The 26,111-nt window shown below is 65.8% G+C and carries 25 protein-coding genes; 10 read left to right on the forward strand and 15 right to left on the reverse strand.

Annotation, left to right across the window (positions count from 1 at the left end):
• Window positions 1-73: 73 nt before the first annotated feature.
• The 6 genes from LPW39_RS08470 to LPW39_RS08495 form a co-directional block, all read right to left on the reverse strand.
• A complete protein-coding gene (locus LPW39_RS08470; protein WP_230773470.1) occupies window positions 74-712 on the reverse strand; it encodes a 4'-phosphopantetheinyl transferase family protein in 639 nt (212 codons plus the stop codon).
• On the reverse strand, window positions 700-4,767 hold the full coding sequence (locus tag LPW39_RS08475; protein ID WP_230773472.1) for a Pls/PosA family non-ribosomal peptide synthetase: 4,068 nt from the start codon (window positions 4,765-4,767) through the stop codon (window positions 700-702). The genes LPW39_RS08470 and LPW39_RS08475 overlap by 13 nt, the downstream gene beginning before the upstream one ends.
• Window positions 4,768-4,945: 178 nt before the next feature.
• Window positions 4,946-6,412, reverse strand: coding sequence for an efflux transporter outer membrane subunit (locus LPW39_RS08480; protein WP_230773474.1), 1,467 nt, complete (start codon window positions 6,410-6,412; stop codon window positions 4,946-4,948).
• The gene (locus tag LPW39_RS08485) at window positions 6,409-7,605 is read right to left on the reverse strand and encodes an HlyD family secretion protein (RefSeq protein ID WP_230773476.1); all 1,197 of its coding nucleotides are present in this window, start codon (window positions 7,603-7,605) and stop codon (window positions 6,409-6,411) included. Before LPW39_RS08485 ends, LPW39_RS08480 begins: the two co-directional genes overlap by 4 nt.
• Before the next feature lie 39 nt (window positions 7,606-7,644).
• Window positions 7,645-9,309 (reverse strand): MFS transporter, encoded by a 1,665-nt coding sequence (locus LPW39_RS08490; protein ID WP_230773478.1) that lies wholly within the window; start codon window positions 9,307-9,309, stop codon window positions 7,645-7,647.
• Window positions 9,306-9,890, reverse strand: coding sequence for a TetR/AcrR family transcriptional regulator (locus LPW39_RS08495; protein WP_230773485.1), 585 nt, complete (start codon window positions 9,888-9,890; stop codon window positions 9,306-9,308). The genes LPW39_RS08490 and LPW39_RS08495 overlap by 4 nt, the downstream gene beginning before the upstream one ends.
• A 368-nt stretch (window positions 9,891-10,258) precedes the next feature.
• On the opposite strand from LPW39_RS08495, the gene LPW39_RS08500 reads away from it, so the two are divergent.
• On the forward strand, window positions 10,259-10,759 hold the full coding sequence (locus LPW39_RS08500) for a helix-turn-helix transcriptional regulator (protein ID WP_230773486.1): 501 nt from the start codon (window positions 10,259-10,261) through the stop codon (window positions 10,757-10,759).
• Window positions 10,756-12,027, forward strand: a complete 1,272-nt coding sequence (locus LPW39_RS08505) for a type II toxin-antitoxin system HipA family toxin (RefSeq protein ID WP_230773487.1) — start codon at window positions 10,756-10,758, stop codon at window positions 12,025-12,027. Before LPW39_RS08500 ends, LPW39_RS08505 begins: the two co-directional genes overlap by 4 nt.
• A gap of 90 nt (window positions 12,028-12,117) precedes the next feature.
• Here LPW39_RS08505 and alr read toward each other — a convergent pair whose 3' ends face one another.
• Complete coding sequence (gene alr, locus LPW39_RS08510) at window positions 12,118-13,221, reverse strand: alanine racemase (protein ID WP_230773491.1); 1,104 nt, start codon at window positions 13,219-13,221, stop codon at window positions 12,118-12,120.
• 143 nt (window positions 13,222-13,364) lie between these two features.
• On the opposite strand from alr, the gene lplT reads away from it, so the two are divergent.
• The 3 genes from lplT to LPW39_RS08525 all read left to right on the forward strand — a co-directional run bounded on the left by lplT (window position 13,365) and on the right by LPW39_RS08525 (window position 16,195).
• Window positions 13,365-14,669, forward strand: a complete 1,305-nt coding sequence (gene lplT / locus LPW39_RS08515) for a lysophospholipid transporter LplT (RefSeq protein ID WP_230773492.1) — start codon at window positions 13,365-13,367, stop codon at window positions 14,667-14,669.
• A 139-nt stretch (window positions 14,670-14,808) separates the two neighbouring features.
• On the forward strand, window positions 14,809-15,660 hold the full coding sequence (locus LPW39_RS08520; protein WP_330166598.1) for a DMT family transporter: 852 nt from the start codon (window positions 14,809-14,811) through the stop codon (window positions 15,658-15,660).
• A 37-nt stretch (window positions 15,661-15,697) separates the two neighbouring features.
• Entirely contained in the window at window positions 15,698-16,195 is a 498-nt protein-coding gene (locus tag LPW39_RS08525) for a glutathione peroxidase (RefSeq protein WP_230773494.1), read from the forward strand.
• A gap of 14 nt (window positions 16,196-16,209) precedes the next feature.
• On the opposite strand, the gene LPW39_RS23435 is transcribed toward LPW39_RS08525, so the two are convergent.
• From LPW39_RS23435 to LPW39_RS08555, 7 genes are all read right to left on the reverse strand, one after another.
• Window positions 16,210-16,335 carry a hypothetical protein gene (locus LPW39_RS23435; RefSeq protein ID WP_269075791.1) on the reverse strand — a complete coding sequence of 42 codons (126 nt, stop codon included), beginning with the start codon at window positions 16,333-16,335 and terminating at the stop codon, window positions 16,210-16,212.
• Window positions 16,336-16,463: 128 nt separating this feature from the next.
• On the reverse strand, window positions 16,464-17,558 hold the full coding sequence (locus LPW39_RS08530) for a ProQ/FINO family protein (protein WP_330166599.1): 1,095 nt from the start codon (window positions 17,556-17,558) through the stop codon (window positions 16,464-16,466).
• 235 nt (window positions 17,559-17,793) lie between these two features.
• On the reverse strand, window positions 17,794-18,573 hold the full coding sequence (locus tag LPW39_RS08535) for an SDR family oxidoreductase (protein ID WP_230773495.1): 780 nt from the start codon (window positions 18,571-18,573) through the stop codon (window positions 17,794-17,796).
• A gap of 21 nt (window positions 18,574-18,594) precedes the next feature.
• Window positions 18,595-19,629 carry a 2Fe-2S iron-sulfur cluster-binding protein gene (locus tag LPW39_RS08540; RefSeq protein ID WP_230773496.1) on the reverse strand — a complete coding sequence of 345 codons (1,035 nt, stop codon included), beginning with the start codon at window positions 19,627-19,629 and terminating at the stop codon, window positions 18,595-18,597.
• Between the two features lie 30 nt (window positions 19,630-19,659).
• Window positions 19,660-20,136, reverse strand: a complete 477-nt coding sequence (locus tag LPW39_RS08545; RefSeq protein WP_133857535.1) for a GlcG/HbpS family heme-binding protein — start codon at window positions 20,134-20,136, stop codon at window positions 19,660-19,662.
• A gap of 24 nt (window positions 20,137-20,160) precedes the next feature.
• Window positions 20,161-21,618, reverse strand: a complete 1,458-nt coding sequence (locus LPW39_RS08550; protein ID WP_230773498.1) for an aldehyde dehydrogenase family protein — start codon at window positions 21,616-21,618, stop codon at window positions 20,161-20,163.
• A gap of 90 nt (window positions 21,619-21,708) precedes the next feature.
• Window positions 21,709-22,446, reverse strand: coding sequence for a TenA family transcriptional regulator (locus LPW39_RS08555; RefSeq protein WP_230773500.1), 738 nt, complete (start codon window positions 22,444-22,446; stop codon window positions 21,709-21,711).
• Window positions 22,447-22,746: 300 nt separating this feature from the next.
• On the opposite strand from LPW39_RS08555, the gene LPW39_RS08560 reads away from it, so the two are divergent.
• The 5 genes from LPW39_RS08560 to LPW39_RS08580 are packed head-to-tail and all read left to right on the forward strand — an operon-like array spanning window position 22,747 to window position 25,425.
• A complete protein-coding gene (locus LPW39_RS08560) occupies window positions 22,747-23,103 on the forward strand; it encodes a 2Fe-2S iron-sulfur cluster-binding protein (RefSeq protein WP_230773502.1) in 357 nt (118 codons plus the stop codon).
• 9 nt (window positions 23,104-23,112) lie between these two features.
• Complete coding sequence (locus tag LPW39_RS08565; protein ID WP_133857531.1) at window positions 23,113-23,430, forward strand: ferredoxin; 318 nt, start codon at window positions 23,113-23,115, stop codon at window positions 23,428-23,430.
• Between the two features lie 9 nt (window positions 23,431-23,439).
• Entirely contained in the window at window positions 23,440-23,730 is a 291-nt protein-coding gene (locus LPW39_RS08570) for a 2Fe-2S iron-sulfur cluster-binding protein (RefSeq protein WP_021024716.1), read from the forward strand.
• Window positions 23,727-24,473 carry a sulfite exporter TauE/SafE family protein gene (locus LPW39_RS08575; RefSeq protein ID WP_230773504.1) on the forward strand — a complete coding sequence of 249 codons (747 nt, stop codon included), beginning with the start codon at window positions 23,727-23,729 and terminating at the stop codon, window positions 24,471-24,473. Before LPW39_RS08570 ends, LPW39_RS08575 begins: the two co-directional genes overlap by 4 nt.
• Before the next feature lie 25 nt (window positions 24,474-24,498).
• Entirely contained in the window at window positions 24,499-25,425 is a 927-nt protein-coding gene (locus LPW39_RS08580; protein ID WP_230773505.1) for an ornithine cyclodeaminase family protein, read from the forward strand.
• Window positions 25,426-25,434: 9 nt separating this feature from the next.
• On the opposite strand, the gene LPW39_RS08585 is transcribed toward LPW39_RS08580, so the two are convergent.
• Complete coding sequence (locus LPW39_RS08585) at window positions 25,435-26,088, reverse strand: GntR family transcriptional regulator (RefSeq protein WP_021024713.1); 654 nt, start codon at window positions 26,086-26,088, stop codon at window positions 25,435-25,437.
• Window positions 26,089-26,111 lie beyond the last annotated feature (23 nt).

A 26,111-nucleotide genomic window follows, 5' to 3' on the forward strand; every position in this document is an offset into this window, starting at 1 on the left:
CTGGCGCTGACTACTTTCTGGTAGCGGCTGCGGAGCAGGCCAGTGTAACGGGGGCGCTAAAGCCAGATGCCGCCTAGGCCGACGCCCGCCAGGCCAGCGCCAGGGCGCCTGAATCGCTTGGTAGATCTGCCAGCACCATGCCGGCATTCCAGCCAGGTGGGCGATGATGAACTTCGGTCAATGCCAGCCCGGCGCATTTGAGCTGGGCTTCCAGCCTTGCCCATTGCCGGGCAAAACCGCGCTGCCACGCCATGCCCTGCAAGCCCACCAGCGCAGCGGCGGCATCGGGCTCCAGGTACAGGGCTGCCACCGCCGGCCAGCCGGCGGCGTCGATATCCGTGTTTTCATCACCAGGCGGGCCCTGCACATCAATGCCGACGGCGCCCTCTTGCGTACCAGCCCAGACCGCCATCGCATCGGCATAGCTGATGGACAGCTGCCAGCCCGGCAGCACCTGCCCGTTGCGCAGCAGCTGCGGGGCCTGGCCGGCGCGGCGTTGCACCGCCAGTTGTGCAAGCCCACAGCCCAGCTGCGGCGCCAGCGCCTGGCAAATGGCCTGGTACACCGCATCACGCATGCTCTCGCGCGGCAGCACGCCTGATGGCGGCGCAGCCATCGTCACCGCCTGGGCCTGCACCCGGCCCTGCAGCGCTGGCGGCAAGGCCAGCGACTGCGTGGCACAGTTCAAGCGTGTGGTGGCTAGGCCCGCCATGGCGCGGCCGGTGCGCCCTGCCAGCGGGTGCCGGCTGGCAGGCGCTCACCCTTCATCACCAGGGTCATGGGGCCCAGCTGCACGCCATCGCCCACCTCGGCGCTGTAGAGCACGGTGCAGCGTGCGCCCACCGTCACCCGCTCGCCAATGACCACGTCGTCCACCTTCATCACCCGGTCTTCAAACAAATGGGTTTGCGGGCAGGACAGCGCATTGAGCTCGCTGTGCGCGCCAATGGTCACGCAGTCGTGCTCGGTGATGTCGGTGGTGTCCAGGTAGGCGCTGCTGGCAATCTTGCTGCCCAGCAGGTTCATCGCCAGATTGAGCCAGGGCGTGCCACGCAGGTAGCGCAAGAAGTTGGGCACCGCAATGCCTTCATACATGCTGGTGGTCGCCTCGGACAGCCAGACAAAAGGCGTCCACATCGGCGCAGCCTTCTTGCGGTAGCGGCCCACCAGCAGCCACTTGAACAACGCCACCGCCCAGAAGGCCCCCAGACCAAACACCATGCCGGCGATGGCCAGATCCAGCACCACCGCGCCCCAGCGGCCGGCAGCGGCCAGCGGCATGGCATCCAGCACGATCGCATAACCGGCGGCAATCACCAGCGCATGGGGGGCGCCAATGCGGAAGGCCTCGACCAGGCCCCGGCCCAGCACGCGGCGGCGCGACGGCGCAAAGGTCAAATGGTCGGGGTAGCCCTGCACCACTTCACGCGCGGGCAGGTTGATGGCCGGCGAGCCAATCCAGGTCTGGCCCGCCTGCATGTCGGCATTGCGCGGCACGGCCGACATCACACCGATCAGCACCCCCTCGGGGATGGTCGAGCCATCGGGCACATAGGCACCATTGCCGATAAAGCTGCGGCGCGACACCACGGTGGGCTGCACCGTCATATAGCCGCCGTCGATGCGTTCATCGCCCAGCATCACCGCATCGGCCACAAAGCATTCATCGCCCAGGGTCAGCATGTCAGGCACCACGCCCAGCGCGGTTGACAGCTCGGTGCGCTTGCCCACCTTGGCGCCCAGCATGCGGTACCAGCTGGCTGAAAACACCGTGGCATAGATGCCGTGCAAGGTGGCCAGGCTGCCTTCCTGGATCTGGTTGGTGAGCCACTTGCCCAGGTAGCGGCCGCTGTGCACCGACCAGGTGCCCGGTTGCAGCCGGGGCAGGAACAGGTAGCGCACCAGGGCCGCCACCAGCATGGTGCAGACCACCAGCACCAGGCTGGCCGGCAGTGCCAGCACAAAGAACTTGAAGAAGCGCAGGATAAAGGCACCCAGCGCATCGACGGTGCCGTCTTCGATCAAAGGCCGCACCGAGATCGCGTCCACATCCAGCCAGTCGATCAGCAAGAACGCCGGGAACACGGGCATGAAGAACAGGGTGGCGATGCTCAGGCCGCCCACCGCATAGACCAGCATTTCCCAGACGCGCCAGGCGGCGCTGGGGCGCACGCGCTCGGGCATGCAGCTGGTGTCAAAGTCCGAGACCGGCTGGGCGGGCGAGCCCGTCCAGACGCTGCGCTCGGGCTGCGCCTGGCCATCGCTGAGGCTGGACTGCCCCTCCAGATGGGCCCAGTCGCCCAGGCGGGTATTGCCCTCCAGCACCACATAGGAGCCAATGCAGGCCTCGGCGCCGATATCGATCTTGCCCAGCAGCAGCCAGCCGCCTTCGACCCGGGCGTTCTCCAGGCTCACCACATTGCCCACACTGGCACCCGAGCCAATGCGCAGCAGATCGGGAGCGCGCACCGTCATCGAGCCCAGCACCACATCCTTGCCGACCTTGGCGCCCAGCGCACGCAGCCACAGCGGGAACAGCGAGGAGCCGGTGATCATGCCCACGGGCACGGCCTCGATCAGCCGGTCCGCCAGCCACCAGCGGTAATAGGTCATCCCCCAGAGCGGATAGCGCCCCGGCTTGAGCCGGCCGGCAATGAGCCACTTGCCAGCCCAGGCCACGACAAACTCCAGCACCGTGGCCAGCGCAAAGGCCAGCACCGACACCGCAATGGCCACGGCCACCGAGTCGTTTTCGTCACCGGTGAAGAAGTGGTAGGTGAAGAACGGCGCCAGCCATTGCGCCATCTTGACCAGCACCAGAAACGGGATGGCCAGCGCCTGCGCGGCGCCACAGCGCCAGCGGCGCAGTGCCGAATGCTCGCGGAAAGCGCGCGGTGCAGCAGCTGGCTCATCGCCCGCCAGCATGTTGGCTTGCAAGGCCTCGGCAATTGCGCCCACGCGGCGCTGCTGGTAGATCGTGCTGACGGTGGCCTGCGCAAAGCGCGCATCGGCGCGCAGCATCGAGGTCAGGCGCGCGGCAAACAGCGAGTGGCCGCCCAGGTCGCTGAAGAAATCCAGCGAGCGCCGGATAGGTTGGCCCGGGAAGATCTTGGCCAGCGCAGCAAACAGCAGTTCCTCGGCCGGGGTCTCGGCGGTATCAGAGTCGCCGCTGTCCACGGCGGCGCTCAGCTCGGCGGCACGCAGCGCCTTGCGGTCGATCTTGCCCGAGGTCAGGCGTGGCATCAGCACCAGCGTTTCAAACCGGGCCGGCACCATATAGGGCGGCAGGCGCTCGGCCAGCGCGCTGCGCAGTGCCGCATGGCTGGGGGGCGCATCCAGCGGCACATAAAAGGCCACCAGCTGGTCGATGCCATCGTCCTTGCGCAGCAGCACCGCCGTGGTGCCCACACCAGGCTGCTGGGCCAGCACGGCCTCGATCTCGCCCAACTCCACGCGGAAGCCACGGATCTTCACCTGGTCATCGGCCCGGCCCAGGCACTGCATCTGGCCTTTTTCATCGATGCGCGCCAGGTCGCCGGTGCGGTAGAGGCGCGTGTCATGCGGCCCTGCCGGCCAGGGGTTGTCCAAGAACTTCTCGGCCGTCAGCTCCGGCCGGCCCAGGTAGCCGGCGGCCACACCGGGGCCGGTAATGCACAACTCGCCCACCTCACCGGCCGGCAGCCCCACCAACTGGGGCGCCGTGCCTGCGGGAAAGCTGTCCGCCTCGATCACCTGCACCACCACCATGCTGTAGTTGGGCAGCGGCGTGCCGATGGTGACGGGCTCGCCCGCCTGCAGCTCGGCCAGGCTGGCCGATACGGTGGCCTCGGTCGGCCCATAGGTGTTGAACAGCTGGCGGGGCGCACCGGTGCTGGAGCGGGCCCAGCGGTCAACCAGCGCCTCGGGGCACATCTCGCCACCCAGGTTGATGATGCGCAGGCTGGGCACATCCTGGGCAAACAGCGCCAGCAAGGTGGGCACGGCATGCAGCACGGTGACCTGCTGGTCCAGCAAGGCCTGCGGCAGGGCCTCGGGGTCGCCGGCAATCTCGCGCGGCGCAATCCACAAGGTGGCGCCTACCAGGTAGCTGATCCAGATCTCCTCGAAAGACATGTCAAAGGCCACCGAGAAGCCCTGGTAGACCTTGTCGCCCAGGCGCACACCCAGGCGCGCATTCTCGCTGCGCAGAAAGTGGCAGATGCTGCCCTGGTTGATGGCGATGCCCTTGGGCTTGCCGGTCGAGCCGCTGGTGTAGATCACATAGGCCGGATCGCTGGGCTGGGCATTGCTGCGCCGGCGCGCTGCGGTGCCGGCGGGCAGCTCGGCCAGCAGATCGATGTCGGTCAGCAGCGGGCACAGCACCTGGGCATCGCGCAGGCCTTGCTGGGGCGTGGCGGCGGCCATCAGCAGCGCCTTGGCGCCGGCGTCTTCCAGGCAGGTGGCTATGCGCTCGGGGGGTGTTTCGCTGTCAAAGGGCAGCCAGGCGGCGCCCGTTTTGGCAATGGCCAGCTGCAGGCTGAGCAGCGCAATGCCGCGTGGTAGCCACAGGCCCACCATGTCGCCCGGGCCAATGCCGGCTTCGATCAGCCGGTGTGCCGCGCGGCTGGCGTCGGCATCGAGCTGGGCATAGGTCAGCTGCCGCGTGCCGGCAATCAGCGCGACTTGCTCGGGGTGGGCATAGGCGGTGGCCTCGAACACATCGGCCAGCACCTCGTGGCGCAACAAATCAGGGCGCTCGGGGCCCCGCAAAACAACAGTCTCAGACATGGCAGCAATACCCGGCAGCTGCAGAAGGCGCAGGCGCACCGCCTATCTGCACAAAACGCCCCAGAACGGGGCATTCGCGCATTATGCGGCTGCACCAGCGCCCGCTAAACCGGGATCACCCCCGCAAGGACCTGTCTGAGGGCTGGGCACAACGCTTTGGCCCGTGTTTAAGCCCGGCCTAATCTGCGGCAGCGGCTTGCGCTGCGGCGGTCGGCAGTACGGCATCGGCCGACCAGCCCCCGCCCAGCGCGCGGTACAGCGCAATCTGGTTGTCCAGCCGGCTCTGGCGCAGGTTGACCAGCTCGGTCTCGGCCTGGAACAGGTTGCGCTGGGCGTCTATCTGCTCCAGGTAGGAGGCATAACCCGCCTCGTAGCGGTCCTTGGCATAGCCCAGGGTCTGGGCCAGCACGGCGCGGCGGCGCTCGGCCGCCTGCTCCTGCTCGGCCAGGCGCTGCACGCCAACCAGCGCGTTTTCCACATCGCCCAAGGCCGACAGCACCGCGCCCCGGTAGGCGTAGGCGGCCTGGTCACGCTGGGCCGTGGCCGTGTCGTACTGGGCATCAAGCCGGCCGCCATCGAACAGCGGGGCCAGCACGCTGGCGCCCAGGCTCCAGACATTGATGGGGTTGTACTGCAGCGCATTGACAAACAGCCGCCCTGCACTGGCGCTGAGGTTGAGCTGGGGCAGGTAGGCGGCGCGGCTGGCGCGCAGGCTGGCATCGCTGGCGGCCAGGTTCAGCTCGGCCTGCACCAGGTCAGGCCGGCGGCGCAGCAAGGCCGATGGCAGCGCCGCAGGCACCACCGGCATCTGCAGGCGGGCAAAGCCCTGGCCGTCGGCCGCCTTGGTATCGCGCACGGCGGGCACATCGCCGGCCAGCAGTTGCAGCGCGTTGTACTGGCGCGCAATGGCCAGCTCCAGCGGCGGGATCTGGCCCTGCACTGCCTCGTACTCGGCCTGTGCCTGCGTCACCTGCAGCCGCGAGATATAGCCCACCGATTCCTGGTCCCGGGCCAGCTGCAGCGCGGTGCTGCGGGTCTGCAAGGTCTGGCGCGTCTGGGCCAGTTGTGCCTCGCGGCCCAGCAGATCGACATAGGCCTGGGCCGTGGTGGCCGCCACCGTCAGCGCCACGGCATCCCGGTCGGCCCGGCTGGCGCGGTACTGCAGATCGGCCGCGCTACTGCGGTCGCCCAGACGGCCCCACAGATCGGGCTCCCAGCTGGCCTGCAGCTGGGGCTGCACAGAGCGGCTGGTGGTGATGCCCGAGGCCGTCAAGGTGTGGGTGGCACCCACATTCGCGCCCAGTGACAGGTTGGGTTGCAGTGCGGCATTGGCAGCGGCGAGCTGGGCGCGGGCTGCTGCCACGCGGGTGCCGGCCACCTGCAGGTTGGCATTGCGCGCCAGCGCGGCCTGCACATAGTGGTTGAGCTGCTCATCGCCAAAGGCCTGCCACCAGGCGGCGGGCACGGCTGCCTCCGGCCCGCTGGTGGCAGCGGCCTCGGTCTGCGCCCAGGCGCCGGGCACGGTCACGGCGGCATCGGCAGGCGCCTGGCGCAGCGCCGGTGCGCAACCGGCCAGCAGCAGGGCCATGCCCAGGGTGGTCAACGTGGTCCAGGCCGAACCGTGCACTAGCGGGCTGCGGGTCATGGCCGGTCTCCTTGGGCGGCGGCCTTGGCGGCGCGCGTGTCCACATGCACTTCGACCGACATGCCCGGGCGCAGTCGCGCGGCCAGCGGCTGGTCCGGGTCAATCGCAATGCGGATCGGCAGGCGCTGCACGATCTTGATGAAGTTGCCCGAAGCATTGTCGGCCTTGATGACGCTGAACTCCGAGCCGGTCGCCGGTGCCATCTGCTCGATATGGCCTCTCAGTTCGGCGCCTTCCAGCGCATCGACATAGAAGCTGGCCGCCTGGCCCTGCTGCATGTGGGCAATCTGGGTTTCCTTGAAGTTGGCTACCACCCAGAGCTGCTCGGGCACCAGGAACAGCAGCTGCGTGCCCGAGGCCACATACTGGCCCAGGCGCACCGAGGCTTCGCTGATCTGGCCATCGCGCGGCGCACGCACCACCGTGTTGTCCAGGTCGATCTTGGCCAGGCCCAGCTGGGCTTCGGCGGCCTTCACCTGGGCTTCCAGGCTGGCCCGTGCCACCTGGGTGGATTTGATGCTTTGCTCGCCAATGCGGATATCGGCCTGCGCCTTTTGCACATTGGCCTTGGCCAGCTGGCTGGTGGCGCGCGACTGGTCACGCTCGCGCAGCGACACCGAGCCGCGTGCGGCCAGGTCCTCGACCCGCTGCAGATCGGCAGCCGCACGGCGGGCTTCGGCATCCACCGCCGACAGGCTGGCCTGGCGTGCGCCCAGGTTGGCGCGGTTTTGCGCCTGGGTCTGGTCCGAGTTGGCCAGCTGCGCGCGGGCATTGTCCAGCTGCGCCTGGGCCTGGGCCACTTTTTCGGCATAGATGCGGTCGTCGATGCGCAGCAGCACATCGCCGCGCTTGACGTGCGCATAGTCCTGCACATTCACCTCGGTCACGTAGCCGCTGACCTGGGGCGCCAGCACGGTGATCTGGCCGCGCACATAGGCGTTGTCGGTGCGCATCATGTCGGAGGCAAAGGGCGGCAGCTTCCAGGCCCAGAGCACCAGCAGCACGCCGGCCAAGGCAACGACCGCCATGGTCAGCACCGCGCGGCGGCTGGGCCGGATCAGCTTGGCCGTTGGCGATGCCGCAGGCGCAGCGGCGGGCACGGGCGCCGCAGGCGCTGGCGTGGCTTGGGGGGCTGCCGGCTCCGCTGTGGCAGCGGGGGCAGCGTTGGGGGTGGGTTTTTCAGTATCAGACATTGTTGTTGCTTTGTAGATAAGGATCGAAAAGGGGTGGGATCAGACGGGGGCCGGCAGCTCGCCTCGGCGCCGCGCCAGCCAGGCCAGGGTGCGCTGGCGCAGCACGCGGTAGAACGCCCAGGCCAGGAAGGCCAGCGCCATCGCGCCAATCACGCGGAACACATCGTTGAAAGCGCGTACCGCCGCTTCACGCCGGATCACCTGCACCAGCTGGGCCTGGCTTTGGGCGCCGCGCTGCACCGGGTCGGTGATCGTGCGGCCCAGGGACTGCGATTGCTGGGCCAGGCGCTGCGCGACCAGCGGGTTGGTCACCGGCATCTCGGCCGCAATCGCCTGCGTATAGAGCTGGGCGCGCTGCTGCTGGATACTGCCCAGCAGCGCCGGGCCGAGCAGGCCGCCCAGGCTTTGGGTCACCGAGAACAGCACGACAAAGGTGACCATGTGGTCCAGCCCCTTGCCCAGCGCGCGCTGGATGCCGATCATCATCACCGGTCCCATGAACAGCGCCGCCGAGAACGCGATCAGGAACTGGCTGAAGAAGAAGTCATGCGGGCGGCTCAGGCTGGTGGAGTGCAGGTCCAGCCATCCGCCCACGCCGATCAGCAGGATCGAGGTCAGAATTTGCGGCAGGATGGCCTGGGGGCTAAAGGTGGCCGCCCCGACGATCACGCCCAGCAGCATGCCGACAAAGATCACGCCATACAGCGCCTGCAGCTGCTCGGGCACCACGCCCATCGCGCGCAGCAGGCCCACCACGCCGTAGTTCTGCTCCGAGATCATGAAACGCATCATGATGGCGCCCGCCATGAAGGTCAGCGTCGTGGGGTGCATCAGCCAGCGCAGCTGGATCAGCGGCGTGCGGCGGCTGTATTCCAGCAGTGCCGCCAGCGCAAACAGCACCACCGAGGCGATCAGCGCATAGGCCAGCCAGGGGGCATTGAACCACCAGGCATTGACGCCCTGGGCCAGCACCGCACACAGCAGGCCCACCGCAGGCGCGACCAGCAGAAAGGTCACAAAGTCCAGCGGCTCGAACACATGGATCTGCAGGCCCCGTGGCAGCTTGAGCACTACCACGGCGGCAAAGGCCATCAGCGCCAGGCCTGCCTCGAACGCATACAGATGGGGCCAGGGGTTGACGTTGACCAGCGAGGGCGAAAGCACCCAGGCCAGTGGCACGGCGATCGAGGACATGTTCATGCCCAGGATGAAGGCCGAGGGCACCTTGGAGGCCGGAAAGCCCTGCATCACATACATGACGGCCAGCGAGGTGGTGGTGGCTCCGGCAAAACCGGCGACCGCTCGCACCACGATGGACATGGTGTAGCCCTCGACAAACACGTGCAGCAGCGCCAGCAGCGCATAGATGCCCAGGCCCCATTCGGCAAACACCCGCAGGCCCAGCTGCTGGCGGCTTTTGAAGACCAGCAGGTTGGCCGTCACATTGACCATCACATAGGCCGCAGGCAGCCAGGCTGCTTCAACCGCCGTCAGGCCCAGCTGGCCCTGGATCGAGGTCAGATTGGCCGTGACCAGGCCATTACCCAGACCGCCGACCAGACCGACAAACAGGCCCACCATGATGTAGGCAATGCGCCGGGGCAGCGTGTGCTGCAGCCGCGCGGGCGAGCCCGGCAGCACGGGACGCTCATGCGTCTCCCAATCCGGGGGTTGCTCGACGTAGCGAAAGGCGGGTGCGTTCATACCGCCTCCCTCGCATCCACGCGCAGGCCCTCGGTGATCAGCTGCCAGGCGCGGTCACTCAGCTGCAGGCGCTCGGCCGGTGTGCGGCCCCGCCGCGCCGCGCTGAACATGCCCACGATCAGCAGCAAATCGGCGCCCTGCAGGTCCTCCCGGCAGCGCCCTGCCGCCTTGGCTTGCAGCAACAAGGGCGTCACCAGTGCCAACAGGCGCGCGCGCAGATCGACGACCAAGGGGTCATCGAGCGGCAGCGAACGCCAGTAATCGGTCAGCGGCACGGTCAGCACCGAGTCATGTGCCCACAGGCGCAGAAACTCGAACAGCGCATCGGCATCGCCCGTCTCGCTCAAGGCCTGGGCCTTGGCGGCCAGCCGCTCCAGGATATGGATCAGCAAGGCCCGCAGCAGCTCGGAACGGTCCGCAAAATTGCGGTACAGCGTCGTGCGGCTCACCCCCGCCCGCTCTGCCACCACATCCAAAGCCACCGTCACCCCCTGCTCGGTAAACACATGCAGAGCCGCATCGAGCAACTGGCTGCGATGGGCCAGCGCATCGCTGCGGGGTTGGCGTTCTTTGGAGGTCATGGTAAGGAGGCAAAAGCATTAAACGTACAAAACTGTACGCTAATTGCACACGGCCTGCACAAACCCTGCAGACATCAGGGTAAACCCGTGAGTTAAAGACTGCCTATTTTTTGGGCAGCCCACTGGCTACTTCCTAGAGAACAGCTTGCTGGATGTGCCACCCGAGATCATGCGGCTCTCTGGAGGAAAAGCAGTGAGGCATGATGTAGCCCCACCGAATTATTTATAGATGAATGAAATATGCGTAAATGATGATATCTATGTTGCTTTAAACATCTAGCAAGCAGAAATTGGCCGTATTCCATGCATGTAGAAGTCGAACTAATTCATAGATTTGCTTTTTTCTCGTAAAAGACTAATATCTATGAATGCCTCGCCAAAACACACCGCCCTCTGACTACCCGCAAGCCGTTCTGCAGCAGATCGAAAAGCTGGCGCAGAACATTGCGATCGCCCGTAAGCGCCGGGGAGAGTCGCAGGCGCAATGGGCCAAGCGCCTGGGCATTTCGCAGCCCACGATGGCGCGGATCGAGCGGGGTGATCCGTCGGTGGCAATGGCCTCCTATGTGATGTGCATGTGGCTGATCAATCCCAAGGGCGATTTGGCCGAGCTGATTGCGCCGCAGAACGACCATACGGCGCTGGAGCGGGAGGTCGCCAAGGCAAAAGCTCAACGCAAACCCAAAGCGCCCCAGCCAAACAGTCCTGTGCCGCCAAAGACCAACGCGGATAGTGCCGTGTACCCCAGCCAGGAATCCGACCTGGCCTCCATCATTCCTGGCCTGTTGAACGAGGCACGCCAGGAATGGACAAGTGCAGCCCCGGGACTTGCCGCGCTCATGGCCAAGAAGCCTCCCCAGAAACCATGACCACCCCCGCCTTCCCCTCCGTCTCTGCACGCACCTATGTGCCGCAAGACCAGCTCTATGTTTGGGCCATGGTCAACCCGGCGGCGCCTACCTTGGCGGGCACGGTCAGTCTTTCGCAGTTGGTGGCGGATTGCGCCACGTTCAGCTATGCGCCAGATTGGTGGAACTTTGCGCTCAGCCAGGACCTGCCTTTGGTACAAGGCCAGCTCTTCAGCAATGACGAAAAGCACACGGCGCCCGGCGCCATTGACGATGCCCGGCCTGACCGCTGGGGCGAGCGCATCATCCGCCACATCGACCGGCCTGCACGCTTATCGATTCTGGAGATGCTGCTCTTTGCCGGTGATGACCGCTTTGGCGCGCTGGGCATCTCCACCTCGGCCGAACATTACCTGCCGCGCTACATCGGACCGTATCCACAGCTGAAGGACTTGGCGCAACTCGCTGCCGCTGTGGAAGATGTGCAGACCCAGGCCCCCATCACCCCTGAGATACAGCGCCTGATCCAGCCCGGCGTCACCTTGGGTGGCGCCCGGCCCAAAGCCTTGCTGCAGACCGACAACGGCCCTTGCGTCATCAAGTTCAGCGAGTTGGATGATGCCGTGGACACGCCGCTGATTGAACACGCGACGATGAGGCTGGCCACACAGGCCGGCATGTACACCGCCAATACGGCGGTACTGCCTCTGCCACCGCGCTATGGCAAAGCACGACACGCACTCACCGTCGAACGTTTTGACCGCGTCGGCCCTTTCCGCGTGCACTGCCAATCGGCTCACACGGCCTTGCGCGCTGCGGGGCTGGAGATGGGCTACAGCGCCCTGGCAAGCATCCTGCTGCGCCTGGGCCATCCCGAGCGACAAGCCGCCATGCGCGAGGAGTTGTTCAAGCGCCTAGTCTTCAACATCCTCATGGACAACACCGACGACCATGAGCGCAACCACAGTCTCAGCCTCAACCTGGCTGATAACTACTACGACCTCAGCCCCGCCTATGACGTGGTGCCGAGCCTGCAGAACCTGGGCTACCAAGCCCTCAGTGTGGGGACCATGGGGGCCGAATCCAGTCTGGAGAACGCCCTCAGCCAGATCAATGAATACGGCCTCAAAAGGCCACGCGCCCTGGCGCTGGTTAAGCAGGTGGCTGCGGTCGTCGATCAATGGGCTGTGCATTTTCAGACGCAGGGCGTCAGCCCGGTGGATATGGAACAGCTCGCAGCCAGCATTGACCGCGACGCGCTCAGGCTGCAAAGGCAGGCATTTCTTTAAAGCCTGCGGGGCTGGCTGAAACCTTCAGAAGCGATGGCGCAACGCCCTCCCATCCCAGCCCTTGGAAGATCTGCCTATATTTAAGGCAGCTCAGTGCCCATCCACCACCACTGGCACGCGAGGCGCCACCGCGCACATCAGCTCGTAGCCTACGGTGCCAGCGGCCTGGGCCACTTCGTCGATGGAGAGCACCGTGCCATTGGCGGCGCGGCCCCAGAGAGTGACCTCGCTGCCCCAGCCGGCTTGGGGGTTGTCGGTTAGGTCGACGGTGACCATGTCCATGCTGACGCGGCCGATCAGGCGCGAGCGCTGGCCGTCGACCAGCACGGGGGTGCCGTTGCCGCAGTGGCGGGGGTAGCCGTCGGCATAGCCGCAGGCGACGACGCCGATGCGCATGGGCTTGTCGGCAGTAAAGGCCGAGCCGTAGCCAACGGTGTCGCCGGGCTGCAGCTCCTGCACGCCGATGACCTTGGCCGACAAGGTCATCGTGGGCTGCAGGCCCCAGTCGTCTGCGGTTTGCAGTGGGTAATCGGGCGCGCTGCCATAGAGCAGGATGCCGCCGCGTACCCAGTCGCCGCGCTCGCTGGCGGACATATGGGGGTTGCGCAGCATCGCGGCGCTGTTGCAGATGCTGCGCTCGCCTGGCAGGTCCAAGGTGGTCTGGTTGAACAGCGCCAGTGCCGCGCCAATGCCCTTGGCCGTATCGGCATCGCTGAAATGGGTGATGAAGGAGATCTCGTCCACCTGGGGCAGCGCATTGAGCCGCGCCCAGGCCGAGCGGTAGCGCTCGGCGGTGAAGCCCAGGCGGTTCATGCCGGAGTTCATCTTCAGGAACACGCGGTGCGGTTGCTGGGTCTTGTGGGCTGCCAGCCAGTCGATCTGCTGGTCGCAGTGCACCGTGTGCCAAAGGTTCAGGCGCGAGCACAGCTCCAGGTCGCGCGCATCAAAGACGCCTTCCAGCAACAAGATAGGGCCGCGCCAGCCCAGATCGCGGATGCGCTGGGCCTCAGACGGCTCCAGCAGCGCAAAGCCGTCGGCGGCGCGCATGCCGTCAAACACCTGCTCGATACCATGCCCGTAAGCGTTTGCTTTCACCACACACCACAGCTTGGCGTCTTGCGCCGCTTGACGCGCGCGTGCCAGGTTATGTTGCAAGGCAGCGGTATGAATGGTGGCTAGAATGGGGCGCGGCATGGCGAATACTCACAACAAGATGATGAAAAACCCCTAGTATTCTGGCACCGTGCTTTCGCCCCTGCGTGCTATAACCTCGACTCCCTACACGCAGCTTACAAATTTCTCGCGCCATTAGCATCCCTTATTAGCCTCTCCAACGAATGAAGCGCGGTTTCTACACCATCATGTCGGCGCAGTTTTTCAGCTCGCTGGCCGACAACGCCCTGTTTGTCGTTGCCGTCGATCTGCTGATCAGCGCAGGGGCCGCCGAGTGGCAGCGTGCCGCCCTGGTGCCCATGTTCGCGCTGTTCTACGTGATCCTGGCACCGTTTGTGGGTGCATTTGCCGATGCCTACCCCAAGGGGCAGGTGATGTTCATCAGCAATGCCATCAAGGTCGTCGGCTGCCTGCTGATGCTGTTTGGCCACCATCCATTGCTCGCCTATGCCGTCGTCGGCCTGGGCGCAGCGGCCTATTCACCGGCCAAGTACGGCATCCTCACCGAGCTGCTGCCAGCCAGCCAGCTGGTGCGGGCCAATGGCTGGATCGAGGGGCTGACGATTACCTCGATCATTCTGGGCGTGCTGCTGGGCGGCCAGCTGGTGGGTCCCCAGGTCTCGGGCTGGCTGCTGTCCTTTGATCTGCCGCTGATCGACACCCCCATCGACACCCCGTCCGAAGCGGCGATCTGCGTGATCGGCCTGCTGTATGCCGGCGCTGCCTGGTTCAACACCCGCATCCCGCGCACCAATACCCAGCTGGTGCCGCTGCGCCAGGACATGGACCGCAGCATGTTCTCCAATGTGATGGACCTGCTGCCCGACTTCTGGCGCTGCAACAGCCGCCTGTGGCGCGACAAGCTCGGCCAGATCTCGCTGTCGACCACCACCCTGTTCTGGGGTGTCTCGGGCAATCTGCGCTACATCGTGCTGGCCTGGAGCGCGGTGGCGCTGGGCTACAGCACCACCAAGGCTTCGGCGCTGGTTGGCGTGGTTGCCATCGGCACGGCAGTCGGCGCCATTCTGGCCTCGATGCGCATGAAGCTCGATGGCGCCACGCGCGTGATCCCGCTGGGCATTGCGATGGGCCTCTTGGTGGTGTGCATGAACTTTATCCACAGCATCTGGCTGGCGGTGCCTTTTCTGGTCGTGCTAGGGGGCCTGGGCGGCTTTCTGGTGGTGCCGATGAATGCCTTGCTGCAGCACCGGGGCCACAACCTGATGGGTTCGGGCCGCTCGATTGCCGTGCAGAACTTCAACGAGCAGGCCTGCATCCTGGGCCTGGGCGTCGTCTACAGCATGTTCACCCGCTTTGGCATGTCGGCCTATGGCGCCATTACCTGCTTTGGCCTGCTGGTGGCCGGCATCATGTGGTGCATCCTGCTGTGGCACCGGCATAATTGCAAACAGCATCCGCAGGAAGTCCAACGGCTGCTGGACATTGCCCGCCACGACCACCACCACTGATGGCCCCAGGCGGTGGGCCCAGCGCCAAGCCCAGCCGCCCTTTCTGCACCACCCAAAACTAGAAAACTGACAGCGCCTGCAGACAACAGGCGCTGCGTCCCCTCGCCCCATGCTCACCGCGCTGCCCTTTTTAGCCCTGATGACCAACGCCCTGATCTGGGGCACGATCTGGTGGCCGTTCCGCCAGTTGCAGGCCCTGGGGGTGCATCCGGTGCTGGGCACGGCCCTGGTCTACCTGATCCTGTTTTGCGGACTGCTGCTGGTCAAGCCGGCGGCGGCGGCCATTGCCCGGCGCCATCCGCTGTTGCTGCTGCTGGCCTTTACCTCGGGCAGCACGAATGTGTTGTTCAACTGGGCTGCCACCACTGGCGATGTGGTGCGCGTCGTGCTGCTGTTCTATCTGATGCCCGCCTGGTCGGTGCTGCTGGCCTGGTACTTTCTGGGTGAAAAGCCCAACAAGTATTCGATACTGCGCCTGGTGCTGGCCTTCAGCGGCGTGCTGATCGTGATGATTCCGGCCGGCGCCACCTGGCAGAGCCTGACGGCCAATCTCTCGCTGCCCGATGCGCTGGCGATTGTCGGCGGCTTCACCTTTGCCGGCACCAATGTGGTGTTGCGCAGCCAGTACCGCGTGCCGGGTGAGGCGCGCATGCTGGCCATGTTCTTTGGCGGCCTGGTCGCCGCCGGTGCCATGTCGGTGCTGGGCATCTACCTGGGCCGCATGCCGGCCATTCCCGATATCGCCTGGGGCTGGCCGCTGATGGTGCTGGTCGTCGCCGTGCTGATCATGCTGAGCAACTGGACCTTGCAATACGGAGCCTCGCGCCTGGCCGCCACCACCGCTGCAGTGGTGATGCTGTCCGAGGTGGTGTTTGCCAGCGCGTCCAATGTGCTGATCGAGGGCACGGTGCTCTCGGGCCGCCTGCTGCTGGGCGGCGCGCTGGTGCTGTCGGCCTCGCTGATCGCGGCGCTGGAGTCGCGACTGCCCTGAATGGTATGACGGTGGGTTAGCGACTAAGATAGCCACCATGCCCGCAACCCCGCACACGATCCAGGACTTTGTTCTCCACGATGCCAGCGCCCAGCCGCTGCCGCTGTCGCGCTATGCCGGCCAGGTGGTGCTGGTGGTCAACACGGCCACGGCCTGCGGTTTCACACCGCAGCTCAAGGGGCTGGAGGCCTTGCAGCAGCAATACGGCGCCCAGGGCCTGCAGGTGCTGGGGGTGCCGTGCAACCAGTTTGGTGCGCAGGCATCGGGCAGCAATGCCGAGATTGCGCAGTTTTGCGAGCTGAACTACCAGACCAGCTTTCCCAGCCTGGCCAAGGTGGAAGTGAACGGCCCGCACACCGACCCCTTGTTTGCCTGGCTCAAGGCGCAGGCGCCGGGCATCCTGGGTGGGCGGATTCTGTGGAACTTCACCAAGTTTTTGGTGGCGCGCGATGGCCGCACGGTGCAGCGCTTTGCACCGATGACCAAACCCGCCAAGCTGGCAGCGGCTATTGAAAAGGCCTTGGCTGCTTCTTAAATACCAAACGGCGCTCAGTCCATCAGCGCCGTCTCCAGCCCGGCGGCAATGCTGGCCAGGCCCGCAATCACACAGACCGCGCCCCAGAACTTGCGCAGCCAGCGGCGCTTGGTGGTGCTTGTGGTGGTATCGGGCTTCATGGCGGTCTCCTTGCCAGGTCTCAGACAGTCAGTGTAAGCAGCGGCTGATCGGCGATCAAGCCAGGGCATAAAAAAAGCTGTCCACGCTTTTAGAGCGCGGGCAGCTTTTTACTGGGCGAAGGCCGGGTTTATTCAGCAGCAGCGCTGTCGTCGGCCTTGGCGGCGGCCGGCTCGGCCACCTCGTCCTCGTCCGCCGCTTCGGGGGCCGCAGGGGCAGCGGCAGGGCGTGCAGCAATCGCCTTGGCCTGGGCGGCGCGGTGCAGGTGGCGCTCGACCGCAGCGGGGTGCATGCCGTACATGTCGGCAAACTCGGCCACGCTCTTGCCGCTGGCGGCATGGGCGGTCGCCAGAGCCTCGGCCTTGGCGTCGAACTCGGCCACTTCCTGCATGGCAGCAGCGAGCATCGCCTGGGTTGCTTCATCCTTGACCTGGACCTTGGCCAGGAAGTCGTCGCGGCTCAGGTCCGATGCAATATAGGCCATGCCGATGCGGCGGCGCAGCTTGAGCTGCAGGTCTTCGCCGTCGCGCGGCTTGCGGCGGCGGAAGGACTCCACCAGCGCATGGAACACATGCTCAGGCGCCATCGCCTCGACCACCTGGCCCTGCAGGTCATGGCGGGGCTGGCCCATTGCCACGGCGTTCAGGTAGCGGGTCGAGCGGGTATGCAGGCCCAGGGCCACCTTCAGCTCGCCCTTCTCGAACGCGTCGGGGTGGGCGGCCATCAGGTCCTGGAACACACCGCGCTTGAGCGGCAGCGGCTGGTCGCCAAACAGAGCGGGGTACAAACCTGCGAGCTTTTCCACCACCGGGTGGCGGGGACGCGGAGGCGCCTTGGGCGCTGCAGGGGTGGCCTGGCCACCGTCACGGCGCGGGCCACGGCCGCCAGCACCCTGGCCTTCGCGGCGTGCGCCGTTGCCGGGCTTGTTGCTGCGGCGGGGGGTCTGGCCGCTGCGGGCGGGGCGCTCGCTGCGTGCCTGGCGTTGCACCGGCGCGGCGTCGGCCTCGACCGGGGCAGGCGCAGCTGCCACTTCCAGCGCATGGCCCTTGGTGGCCGCGCGCAACGCATCGGCCATGGCCGAGTTCAGCACCGGCGCTTGGCCTGCAGGGCGCTCGCGGCGCTCTTGCTTGGGCTGGCGACGCGTATCACCGCCCGCTGCGGGCGCTGCCGCAGCTGGTGCCGGTGCGGAAGCATCAGAAGAGGTGGGGAGGGTCGGTTCGGTCATAAACAGAGGCTGGCGCAGAAAAAAGTGCAGACCCGCCATCAGCAGCTGCACCGGTAAAAAGCAAAACGCCCTGGATCACCCAAGGCAAGACTGCAAGTATAACGAATCAAGCCCATCACCAAGTAAGCAGCTGCACACCTTGCGTGGGCTTTCAGGCGCAGGCGGCGGCGCAGGTTTTGTGCCCATCCAGGCCATGCAAAACCTGCGCGCGCTGCAAGCGGTCCTCCATAGGTGATCAATAGGTGCCCGGGTACTCGCCGCCGTCGATCAGCCAGCTCTGCCCGGTTACATAGCCGGTGTGCTGCGACGCCAGGTAGGCGATGAGTGCGCCCACCTCCTGGGGCCGGCCAAAGCGGCCGGCGGGGTTGGCGGCCTCGCGGCTTTGGCGCACCTGGGCCGGCGAGCGCCCGCTTTGCTGGGCGAGCTTGTCGATGTGGCGGGCCTGTGCATCGGTGTCGAACGCGCCGGGCAGCACATTGTTGATGGTGACGTTGTGGCGCACCGTCTGGCGCGCCAGCCCAGCCACAAAGCCGACCAGGCCCGAGCGCGCGCCATTGGACAGCCCCAGCTCGGCATGCGCCGCCTTGACGCTGCGCGAGACGATATTGATGATGCGCCCGTAGCCGCGCTGCTGCATGCCATCGACCACGCGGCGCATCATGTCGATGGGGCCGACCATCATCATGTCCAGCGCCTCGTGCCAGGTCTCGTCGCTCCAGTCTCGGAAGTCACCCGGCGGGTAGCCGTCGGAGTTGTTGACCAGAATGTCCGGCTGCGGGCAGGCAGCCAGCGCGGCTTCGCGGCCCGCCTTCTTGGTGATGTCAGCCACCACATAGCGCACCGGGCGGCCACACTCGGCCGACAAGGCCTGCGCCGCCGCCTGCAAGCTGCTTTCGGTGCGCGCGGCGATCACCACGTCCACCCCTTCCAGCGCCAGCTGGCGCGCCGCTGCATAGCCCATGCCCTTGCTGCCGCCCCAGACCAGCGCTGCCTTGCCCGTCAATCCCAGATCCATGGTGTTGTTCCTTAGCTCGGCTTAGTGTTGCTCGCTCAGTTCGGCCACAGCGGCCGCTTCGTTCTGGAAGATGAAGCTGTCGCTGTAGATCTTGTCCAGCGCCGCCCCCGACAGGGCCATCAGCGCCTTGGCATCGGCAATCATATGGGGCGAGCCACACAGATAGATCGAATGCTCGGACAGGTCCTCGAAGTCCTCGGCAATGGCGTCCTGCACATAGCCGCGCCGGCCGGTCCAGCTATCGGACGGGCGCGAGAGCACCGGCACAAACGTGAATTCATACAACTGCCCGGCCCAGGCCGCGATCTCGTCGAGCAGGTACAGATCTGCCTCGCTGCGCATGCCCCAGTAGAAATGGATCGGCGGGCAATCCGCATCGCCCAGCAGCGATTCCAGGATCGCCTTGATCGGCGCAAAGCCGGTGCCGGTGGCGGCAAACACCATCGGCTGGTAGTCCTGCGCGCGGTAGTAAAAGCTGCCATGGGGCAGCTCCACATCCAGCACATCGCCTACCGCCATCGTCGCCAGCAGGCCATCGGTAAAGCGCCCGCCGGCAATCTTGCGGATCTGCAGGCTGATGCGCCGGCCCTGCGGCGGCGTGGCCATCGAGAAGCTGCGGTGCTCGCCGCCGGGCAGGCAGATGTTCAGGTACTGGCCAGGCACATAGCGCAGGCCGTGGTCCTCGGGCAGGTCCAGCGCCAGGTGGTAGATATCGGGCGTGTGCATGCGCAGCTCGGCCACAGTGGCCTGCACCCGGGTGGCTGCGGAGCTGTCCGGCCCCGTCGCGATGCTGATGACCAGATCCGACTGCGCCCGGGCCTGGCAGGCCAGCGCATAGCCCTGGGCATGTTCTTCCTCGCTCATGGCCAGCGGCAGCTCGCCATCGGCATAGGCAAACGCGCCCGCTTCCACCTTCATGCGGCAGGTGCCGCAGCCGCCGAAAGTGCAGTCATGGGGCAGCGCCACGCCCTGGCGGGTGGCGGCGTCGAGCACCGATTCATCGGCACCCACGTCAAACGATTGCTGCGTCTGCAGCCACTGTACGCGGTAGTTCATCGCAGACCTCAGCTCGGTTGTCCCTGGCGCTTATTTCTTGATGTCGGCCTGCACCAGCACATCGGCTGCGGCGCCCAGGTGGTCTTTCAAGGCTTGCAAGGCGGCCACGCCACAGGCGGTGTCCTGCTCGCCATTGCCGCCCGACAGGCCCACGCCGCCAATCACCTCGCCGTTGACGACGATGGGGTAGCCACCCACGAAGACCGCAAACTTGCCCTCAAAGCTCCACTGGATGCCAAAGGCCTCGTTGCCCGGCAGCGCCGGCCCATTGGGCAAGGTGTTGAACAGGTGCGTGGAGCGCTTGTGCCCTGCGGCCGTGAAGGCCTTGTTCCAGGCGATCTGCGGGCCGGTGACGCGGGCGCCATCCATGCGTTCGAGCACCAGCGGAAAGCCGCCTTCGTCGGTGATGCAGACCGTCTCGGTCACGCCAATTTCCTTGGCCTTGGCCAGCGCGGCCAGGGACATCACACGGGCTTCCGCCAGTTCCAGTTTCAGTGCGCTTTTCATCGTGTTTCCTCTTGCTGTCAGGGGTCAGATACCGCGGTAGACGGTCTTGATCTGGGTAAAAAATTCCAGGCCGGCGCGGCCCGATTCGCGGAAGGTGGAGGTGCTGGAGTTCTTCAGCCCGCCAAAGGGGGCGTTGACCAGGTTGCCGGTGGTCGTGCGGTTGATCTTGACGGTGCCCGCCTGGATCTCGTTGGTGAACACATGCATGTAGCGCGGGTTCATCGTGACGATGCTGGCAGACAGCCCGTACTGCGAGTCGTTGGCCTGGCGCAGCGCGTCGTCAAAATCGGCCACCTCGATGATCGCCAGCACCGGGCCGAAGATCTCTTCCTGCGCGATGCGCATGCTGTTCTTCACATCGGTAAAGACTGCGGGCGACAGGTAGTAGCCATGGTCGAACTCGCCACCGGTCAGCCGCTCGCCACCGCACAGCCAGCGCGCCTCGCTCTTGCCGATGTCGATGTAGCGCTGCACGGTCTGCAGCTGCTTTTCCGTCGCCAAGGGGCCCAGGTCCATGCCCGGGGCCATGCCGTTGCCGATCTTGAGCTGGGACACGCGCGTCAGCAGCTTGTCGGTAAAGGCCGCCTTCACGCTGGGCACCACCAGGATGCGGCTGGTGCCCGTGCAGGCCTGGCCGGTCAGCGAGAAGCCGCCCTTGATCGCCAAGTCCACCGCCAGGTTGAGGTCGGCGTCCTCCATCACGATCAGCGGGTTCTTGCCGCCCAGCTCCATCTGCAAGCGGGTGGAGAGGTGCACGGTGCGGTGGATCTGGGTGCCGGCCGTCGTCGAGCCGGTGAACGAGATCGCGCGGATGGCCTGCGAATTGGTGATCACCGGCCCCACCTCGCCCGCGCGGCCGGTGACGCAGTTGACCACGCCTGCGGGCACGCCCGCCTTCTCCAGCGCCTCGACCAGGCGCAGGCCCGACAGCGGCGCATCCGACGAGGGCTTGAACACCACCGTGTTGCCGGTGATCAGCGCAGGCGCCAGCTTGCGCGCCGGGATGGAGGCGGGAAAGTTCCAGGGTGAGATCACCGTCACCACACCCAGCGGCTCACGGTGGCTGAACACATGCAGGTTGGCATCGTCCTGTGGGTAGGTCTCGCCGCCCAAGGTCTGGCCTTCGGTGGCATAAAAACGAAAGGTTTGCGCGCTGCGCAGAAACTCGTCGCGCGCCTGGCTCAGCTGCTTGCCCTCCTCACGGGTCAGCTCCTGCGCAAACTGCTCCACGTTCTGTTCCAGGTAGCTGGCCGCATCGTTGAGGATCTTGGCGCGCTTGCCAATGGCCAGCTTGCGCCAGCCATCAAAGGCTTTTTGCGCCGCCTGCACGGCCGCCTCGGCGTCAGCCGGGCCCGATGCCTGAAAACGCCCCACCACATCGCGGGTATCGGCGGGGTTGAGGTTGTCAAAGGTGCTGCCCAGCAGGCAGGGCACCCAGGCGCCGTCGATATAGTTCAGAAACGTTTGCACGGTGTCAGCCATGGTGGAGAGGTCTTGGAGAGGTGAGGGGTCGGTCACAGCGGCGGCCGTCAGGGGCGCGCCGCTGCGCGGGGCAAGGGGGTGCAGCAAGGCTCAGGCGGCCAGCAGCTCTTCCTGCGAGATCTGCAGGTCCTTGGCCACGTAGTCGTGGTAGAGCGCCGTGGTGTAGAGCAGGCGCATCTGGGCACCGATCTCGCAGATGCGCAGGCACTTGGCTTGCAGCTCGGGCGTGTTGGCATGCTCCAGCACGATCTGGTAGCCGCGCTCGCCATGGATTTCGTCAGAGACGATGTGCAGGTCAAAGAACTCGACCTCTTCATCGGTGAAGCCGTACTTGTCACGCAAGGTGGGCGTCTGCTTGCGGTAGATCGACGGCACCTGTGACTCCAGGCCCACGACCAGGCCAGCCACCGCGACCACCGGGTCTTCGCGCATCGCAATCGAATAGCACCAGGCCTGCAGGCCACGCGTGGTGGGCGACATGTTGTTAGGGTCGACCACGCGCTCACGCGTCGTGCCGCAGGCCTCGGCAAAGCGGATCAGCAGATCGGTGTGGCGGTCGCCACCAATCTCTTCCTCATACATATTGGCCAGCAGGAAGTCCTTGGCCTCCGTCATATGGTCTGGCGTGCGGGCGTACAGATAGGCCAGGTAGTCGGCAAACGGGCCCACATAGTGGTAGTGGTTCTCGGCCCAGCGCGCCAGGTGCTCACGGCTCAGGCGGCCGGTGGCCCAGGCCACGCTGAAAGGGGCCTTGTTGGCGCTTTTGCCCTTGATCGCATTCTCAAGCGCAGCGCGAAATTCGTCGCGGTTCATCAGTGTTTGGGTCATGGCGGGTTCCTCTGAAATGTTGGGGTGTCGCCAAGTCAAACCGATCCAAGCGACGGAGTTAGAATACTGTATACAGAAAACATGGTCAATGTTTTCGCACCACCTCCACCCTCAGTGCTTACCCCTATCTGCACCGACACCCATAAGACAGCATCGCTATTTCACAGTAACAAGGCCTTGATAATTCTGTATTTCCCAGTGCCACAACCCAACCCAAAATCCCCCTGCATCACGTTATCCCTAATACATCCACAACATCTGTTTGTATACAGTATACGTAATTGCAATGCGGAGGATGCCATGCCCCAGATCACCTTTCACAAGAACGGCCAGACCTTCCAAGGCGAGGTCAAGAGCGGCGCCAACCTGGTGGTACGCGCGGGGATCAAGCAGTTCCCCTTTCCCCACCTGGCCTACCAGTGCGGCATGGGCAAATGCGCCACCTGCGCCTGCAAGGTGCTGGCGGGGGCTGAGCACCTGCCGGCGCCGAACTGGAAAGAAAAGAAGCAGTTGGGCGCGCATCTGGACGAGGGCTTTCGCCTGGTCTGCCAGCTCTGGCCCGAGCACGACCTGGAGCTGGAACAAGTACCGCTGCCGGCCAGCCCCGCCAGCGCCACCCAAGCCGCAGGCACGGCGCCAGCCACCCCCGCAGTCTGAGGAATGCCCATGTTTGTGATCTTGACCAGCAAGCCCGGCCAGTACCGCACCCAGCCCAATGCCGACATTGCGCTGTGCGAAGCCTGGGACTACCACTTCTGCGGCCGCCTGCTGGCCCACTTTGCCGTGGGCGAGCTGCTGCGCGAAACCAAGGTGCAGGTGATCGAAGAAGGCCCTGGCGGCACCACCAACCGGGTGCCGTCCAAGTTTCTGGAGCGCTTTGATTCGCTGGAGCAAGCCCGCCAGGAGCTGCAGCACCTGTGCCAGTTCGGCGCGCTTGATGCCACCCTGACAGCAGCACCCCTCCCCGCCCCTTCTGCCGCCTGATTGCCCCGTATGCCCACCATCACCTTTGTCAGCAACGACAACAAAACCGTCGAAGCCCCGGAAAACAGCAACCTGCTGCGCGTATCGCTGCGCGAGAAAGGCGGCATCCCTTTCAAATGCGGCGGCGGCCTGTGCGGCACCTGCAAATGCCGCATTGAAGAAGGCCTGGCCCACACCGATGCGATCAAGGCCAAGGAGCGCAAGCATTTCAGCGATGAAGAGTTTGCCGCCGGCCACCGCCTGGCCTGCCAGACCTTTGTCAACGGCGACATCAAGGTCAGCTGGGTGCCCCGGCCATGAGCGCCTGGGCAGCGATGGCCGAGCACCTCTCCTGGGGCCGCTACCTGGCCATGGGGCTGATGGTGCTCGCCGGTGCCGCCATGCAGGGCGTGGGCGGCCTGGGCTATGCGATGTTCTGCGCGCCGTTAGCGGCGATCTTCTTCCCCGAACTGGTGCCCGGCCCCTTGCTGGCCGTGGGTGCACCGCTGGCCTTGCTGGCGTATCTGCGTGAGCGCGAGGCCCTCAACCGCCAGGTCGCTGCCGCCACCTTGGTGGGCCGGGTCATCGGCACGTGCGCCGCCGCCGGGCTGCTGGTGCTGTTCAGCGCCCATGCGCTGTCCATTCTGTTTGCCGTGCTGATCCTGGCCGCCGTCAGCCTCAGCACCATGGGCTGGCGCGTTCAGCCCAGCACCACCAACCTGTCGATTGCCGGTGTGGCCAGCGGCATCATGGGCACCATCACCGCCGCGGGCGGCCCGCCGTTTGCGATTGCGATGCAGCACCTGGCGCCGGCGACGATGCGCTCCACCCTGGGCGTGGTCTTTTTTGCCGGCACCATCGTCTCGCTCACAGCGCTTGCCTGGGTGGGCCGCATGGGCAGCGGCCAATGGCTGCTCAGCCTGGTGCTGCTGCCTTGGATGCTGGGCGGCTTTCTGGCTTCCAACCGCCTGGCCCGCCATATCTCCAAGGCCACCATCCGCCGCTGGCTGCTGGGCACCGCCGCCGTCAGCGCCTGCATCATCCTGCTGCGCGTCTGGCTCTGATTTCCACCCCACTCCACCACACACCATGCTGCACATCACCGATGCCATGGTGGACACCCTGGTGTCCACCGACCAAGCCCTGCAGGCCATGCACAGCGCCTTTGCCGCCTTTGGCGCGGGCGAGGCGGCCATGCAAGCGCGCAAGCGCACCGATGCCGGGGGCGTCAAGCTCTCCACCCTGGGGGCTGTCATCCCCGCGCAAGGCGTCACCGGCGCCAAGGTCTACACCACCATTGCCGGCCAGTTCAACTTTGTCATCCTGCTGTTCTCCACCGAGACCGGCGCGCCGCTGGCCACCTTGGATGCCAATGCCATCACACGGCTGCGCACCGCCGCCACCACGGTGCTGGTGGCCCAGCATCTGGCACCCGCCCATGCGCGCCATCTGTTCCTGTGCGGCGCCGGCGTACAAGGCCTGGCCCATGCGCAGCAGATGGTGCAGCACTTCGGGCTGCAGCGCATCGATGTGTTTGACCCTTATGCACCCGAAGGGTTGGAAGCACGCCTGGCGCAGCTGACCGGTTTGCCCGAAGCGCAGATCCGCCGCGTGGCGCACACCCAGGGCGTGGGCGAGGCCGACATCATCGTCACCGCCTCACGCGCCAAGGAGCCGCTGTTCAACGGAGAGCATGTCGCCCCCCATGCGCTGGTCGCAGCCATTGGCTCCAGCCTGCCCCACACCCGCGAGCTCGACGATGCCTTGCTGGCGCGCGCGCAGCTGATTGCGGTGGAATGGAAAAAGCAGGCGACCAGCGAAGCGGGCGACCTGGTGCTGGCGGACCCGGGCTTGTCGCTGGCGGGCAAGCTGGTGGAGCTGGGCGATATCGTCAGCGGCCGCTATGCCGTCAGCGCGCAGCCGGGCATCCGGCTGTACAAGGCCGTGGGCGTGGGTTTGGAGGATATTGCGCTGGCGGGCCTGGCCTACCAGAACTACCTGGCCAGCAAGTCGTAACGGCGGAGCTCAGGGCTCGATGCCGGCCGCGTTGTAGATATGGCGCGCGGCCAGCAAGCCGGCCAGCTCCGGATCGCCCTTGATGACGGCGCGCAGGATGGCCGCATGCTCTTCCCAGTTCTGGGGCGCACGCGCCTGGCTGCGGGGCGCAAACAGCACTTCGGTGCGGTCGCGCAAGGACAGCATCACCTCTTGCAGCACGGAGTTGGCGGCGATCTTGCCCAGCGCCAGGTGGAACTTCTGGTTCAGCACGGCCAGCACATCGCCATCGCCCGAATGGGCGTTCTTGGTGCCCTCGGCCAGCAAGGCCTCCAGCGCGGCAATCTGCTCGGGGTCATGGCGCTTGGCGGCCAGGCGCGCATTGAGCGCCTCCAAGGTGGCGCGCACCTCCACCAGCTCGCGCAGCAGATCGCCATGGAACTTGGCCACCGAGGCACCACGCCGGGGCTCGATGATCACCAGGCCACTGGCAGCCAATTGGCGCAGGGCCTCGCGCACAGGCATGCGCGAGACCGAAAACTCCTCGGACAGACGCTCCTCCACCAGCCGCTCCCCCGAGGCGAGTTCGCCAGACATGATCTTCTCGCGCAAGGCCTCCACCAGCTGCTGGGTCAGCGGCGAGTGGTTGAGTCCAGGTTTTTTGTCTCCGTTGGCAATGGGCATGAAAGTCGGTCCGTTCGGTACGT

It is taken from the genome of Comamonas koreensis (assembly GCF_021026195.1).
Lineage (GTDB): Bacteria > Pseudomonadota > Gammaproteobacteria > Burkholderiales > Burkholderiaceae_C > Comamonas > Comamonas koreensis.

Bases quoted from the DNA above. Each gene is read 5' to 3' on its own strand.
- LPW39_RS08470 (WP_230773470.1), bottom strand. From the start codon at position 712: ATGGCGGGCCTAGCCACCACACGCTTGAACTGTGCCACGCAGTCGCTG.
- LPW39_RS08535 (WP_230773495.1), bottom strand. From the start codon at position 18,573: ATGGATCTGGGATTGACGGGCAAGGCAGCGCTGGTCTGGGGCGGCAGC.
- LPW39_RS08585 (WP_021024713.1), bottom strand. From the start codon at position 26,088: ATGCCCATTGCCAACGGAGACAAAAAACCTGGACTCAACCACTCGCCG.
- LPW39_RS08555 (WP_230773500.1), bottom strand. From the start codon at position 22,446: ATGACCCAAACACTGATGAACCGCGACGAATTTCGCGCTGCGCTTGAG.
- LPW39_RS08530 (WP_330166599.1), bottom strand. From the start codon at position 17,558: ATGACCGAACCGACCCTCCCCACCTCTTCTGATGCTTCCGCACCGGCA.
- LPW39_RS08475 (WP_230773472.1), bottom strand. From the start codon at position 4,767: ATGTCTGAGACTGTTGTTTTGCGGGGCCCCGAGCGCCCTGATTTGTTG.
- LPW39_RS08550 (WP_230773498.1), bottom strand. From the start codon at position 21,618: ATGGCTGACACCGTGCAAACGTTTCTGAACTATATCGACGGCGCCTGG.
- LPW39_RS08500 (WP_230773486.1), top strand. From the start codon at position 10,259: ATGCCTCGCCAAAACACACCGCCCTCTGACTACCCGCAAGCCGTTCTG.
- LPW39_RS08525 (WP_230773494.1), top strand. From the start codon at position 15,698: ATGCCCGCAACCCCGCACACGATCCAGGACTTTGTTCTCCACGATGCC.
- LPW39_RS08560 (WP_230773502.1), top strand. From the start codon at position 22,747: ATGCCCCAGATCACCTTTCACAAGAACGGCCAGACCTTCCAAGGCGAG.
- LPW39_RS08505 (WP_230773487.1), top strand. From the start codon at position 10,756: ATGACCACCCCCGCCTTCCCCTCCGTCTCTGCACGCACCTATGTGCCG.
- LPW39_RS08495 (WP_230773485.1), bottom strand. From the start codon at position 9,890: ATGACCTCCAAAGAACGCCAACCCCGCAGCGATGCGCTGGCCCATCGC.
- lplT (WP_230773492.1), top strand. From the start codon at position 13,365: ATGAAGCGCGGTTTCTACACCATCATGTCGGCGCAGTTTTTCAGCTCG.
- LPW39_RS08520 (WP_330166598.1), top strand. From the start codon at position 14,809: ATGACCAACGCCCTGATCTGGGGCACGATCTGGTGGCCGTTCCGCCAG.
- LPW39_RS08545 (WP_133857535.1), bottom strand. From the start codon at position 20,136: ATGAAAAGCGCACTGAAACTGGAACTGGCGGAAGCCCGTGTGATGTCC.
- LPW39_RS08565 (WP_133857531.1), top strand. From the start codon at position 23,113: ATGTTTGTGATCTTGACCAGCAAGCCCGGCCAGTACCGCACCCAGCCC.
- LPW39_RS08580 (WP_230773505.1), top strand. From the start codon at position 24,499: ATGCTGCACATCACCGATGCCATGGTGGACACCCTGGTGTCCACCGAC.
- LPW39_RS08490 (WP_230773478.1), bottom strand. From the start codon at position 9,309: ATGAACGCACCCGCCTTTCGCTACGTCGAGCAACCCCCGGATTGGGAG.
- LPW39_RS08570 (WP_021024716.1), top strand. From the start codon at position 23,440: ATGCCCACCATCACCTTTGTCAGCAACGACAACAAAACCGTCGAAGCC.
- LPW39_RS23435 (WP_269075791.1), bottom strand. From the start codon at position 16,335: ATGAAGCCCGATACCACCACAAGCACCACCAAGCGCCGCTGGCTGCGC.
- alr (WP_230773491.1), bottom strand. From the start codon at position 13,221: ATGCCGCGCCCCATTCTAGCCACCATTCATACCGCTGCCTTGCAACAT.
- LPW39_RS08540 (WP_230773496.1), bottom strand. From the start codon at position 19,629: ATGAACTACCGCGTACAGTGGCTGCAGACGCAGCAATCGTTTGACGTG.
- LPW39_RS08485 (WP_230773476.1), bottom strand. From the start codon at position 7,605: ATGTCTGATACTGAAAAACCCACCCCCAACGCTGCCCCCGCTGCCACA.
- LPW39_RS08480 (WP_230773474.1), bottom strand. From the start codon at position 6,412: ATGACCCGCAGCCCGCTAGTGCACGGTTCGGCCTGGACCACGTTGACC.
- LPW39_RS08575 (WP_230773504.1), top strand. From the start codon at position 23,727: ATGAGCGCCTGGGCAGCGATGGCCGAGCACCTCTCCTGGGGCCGCTAC.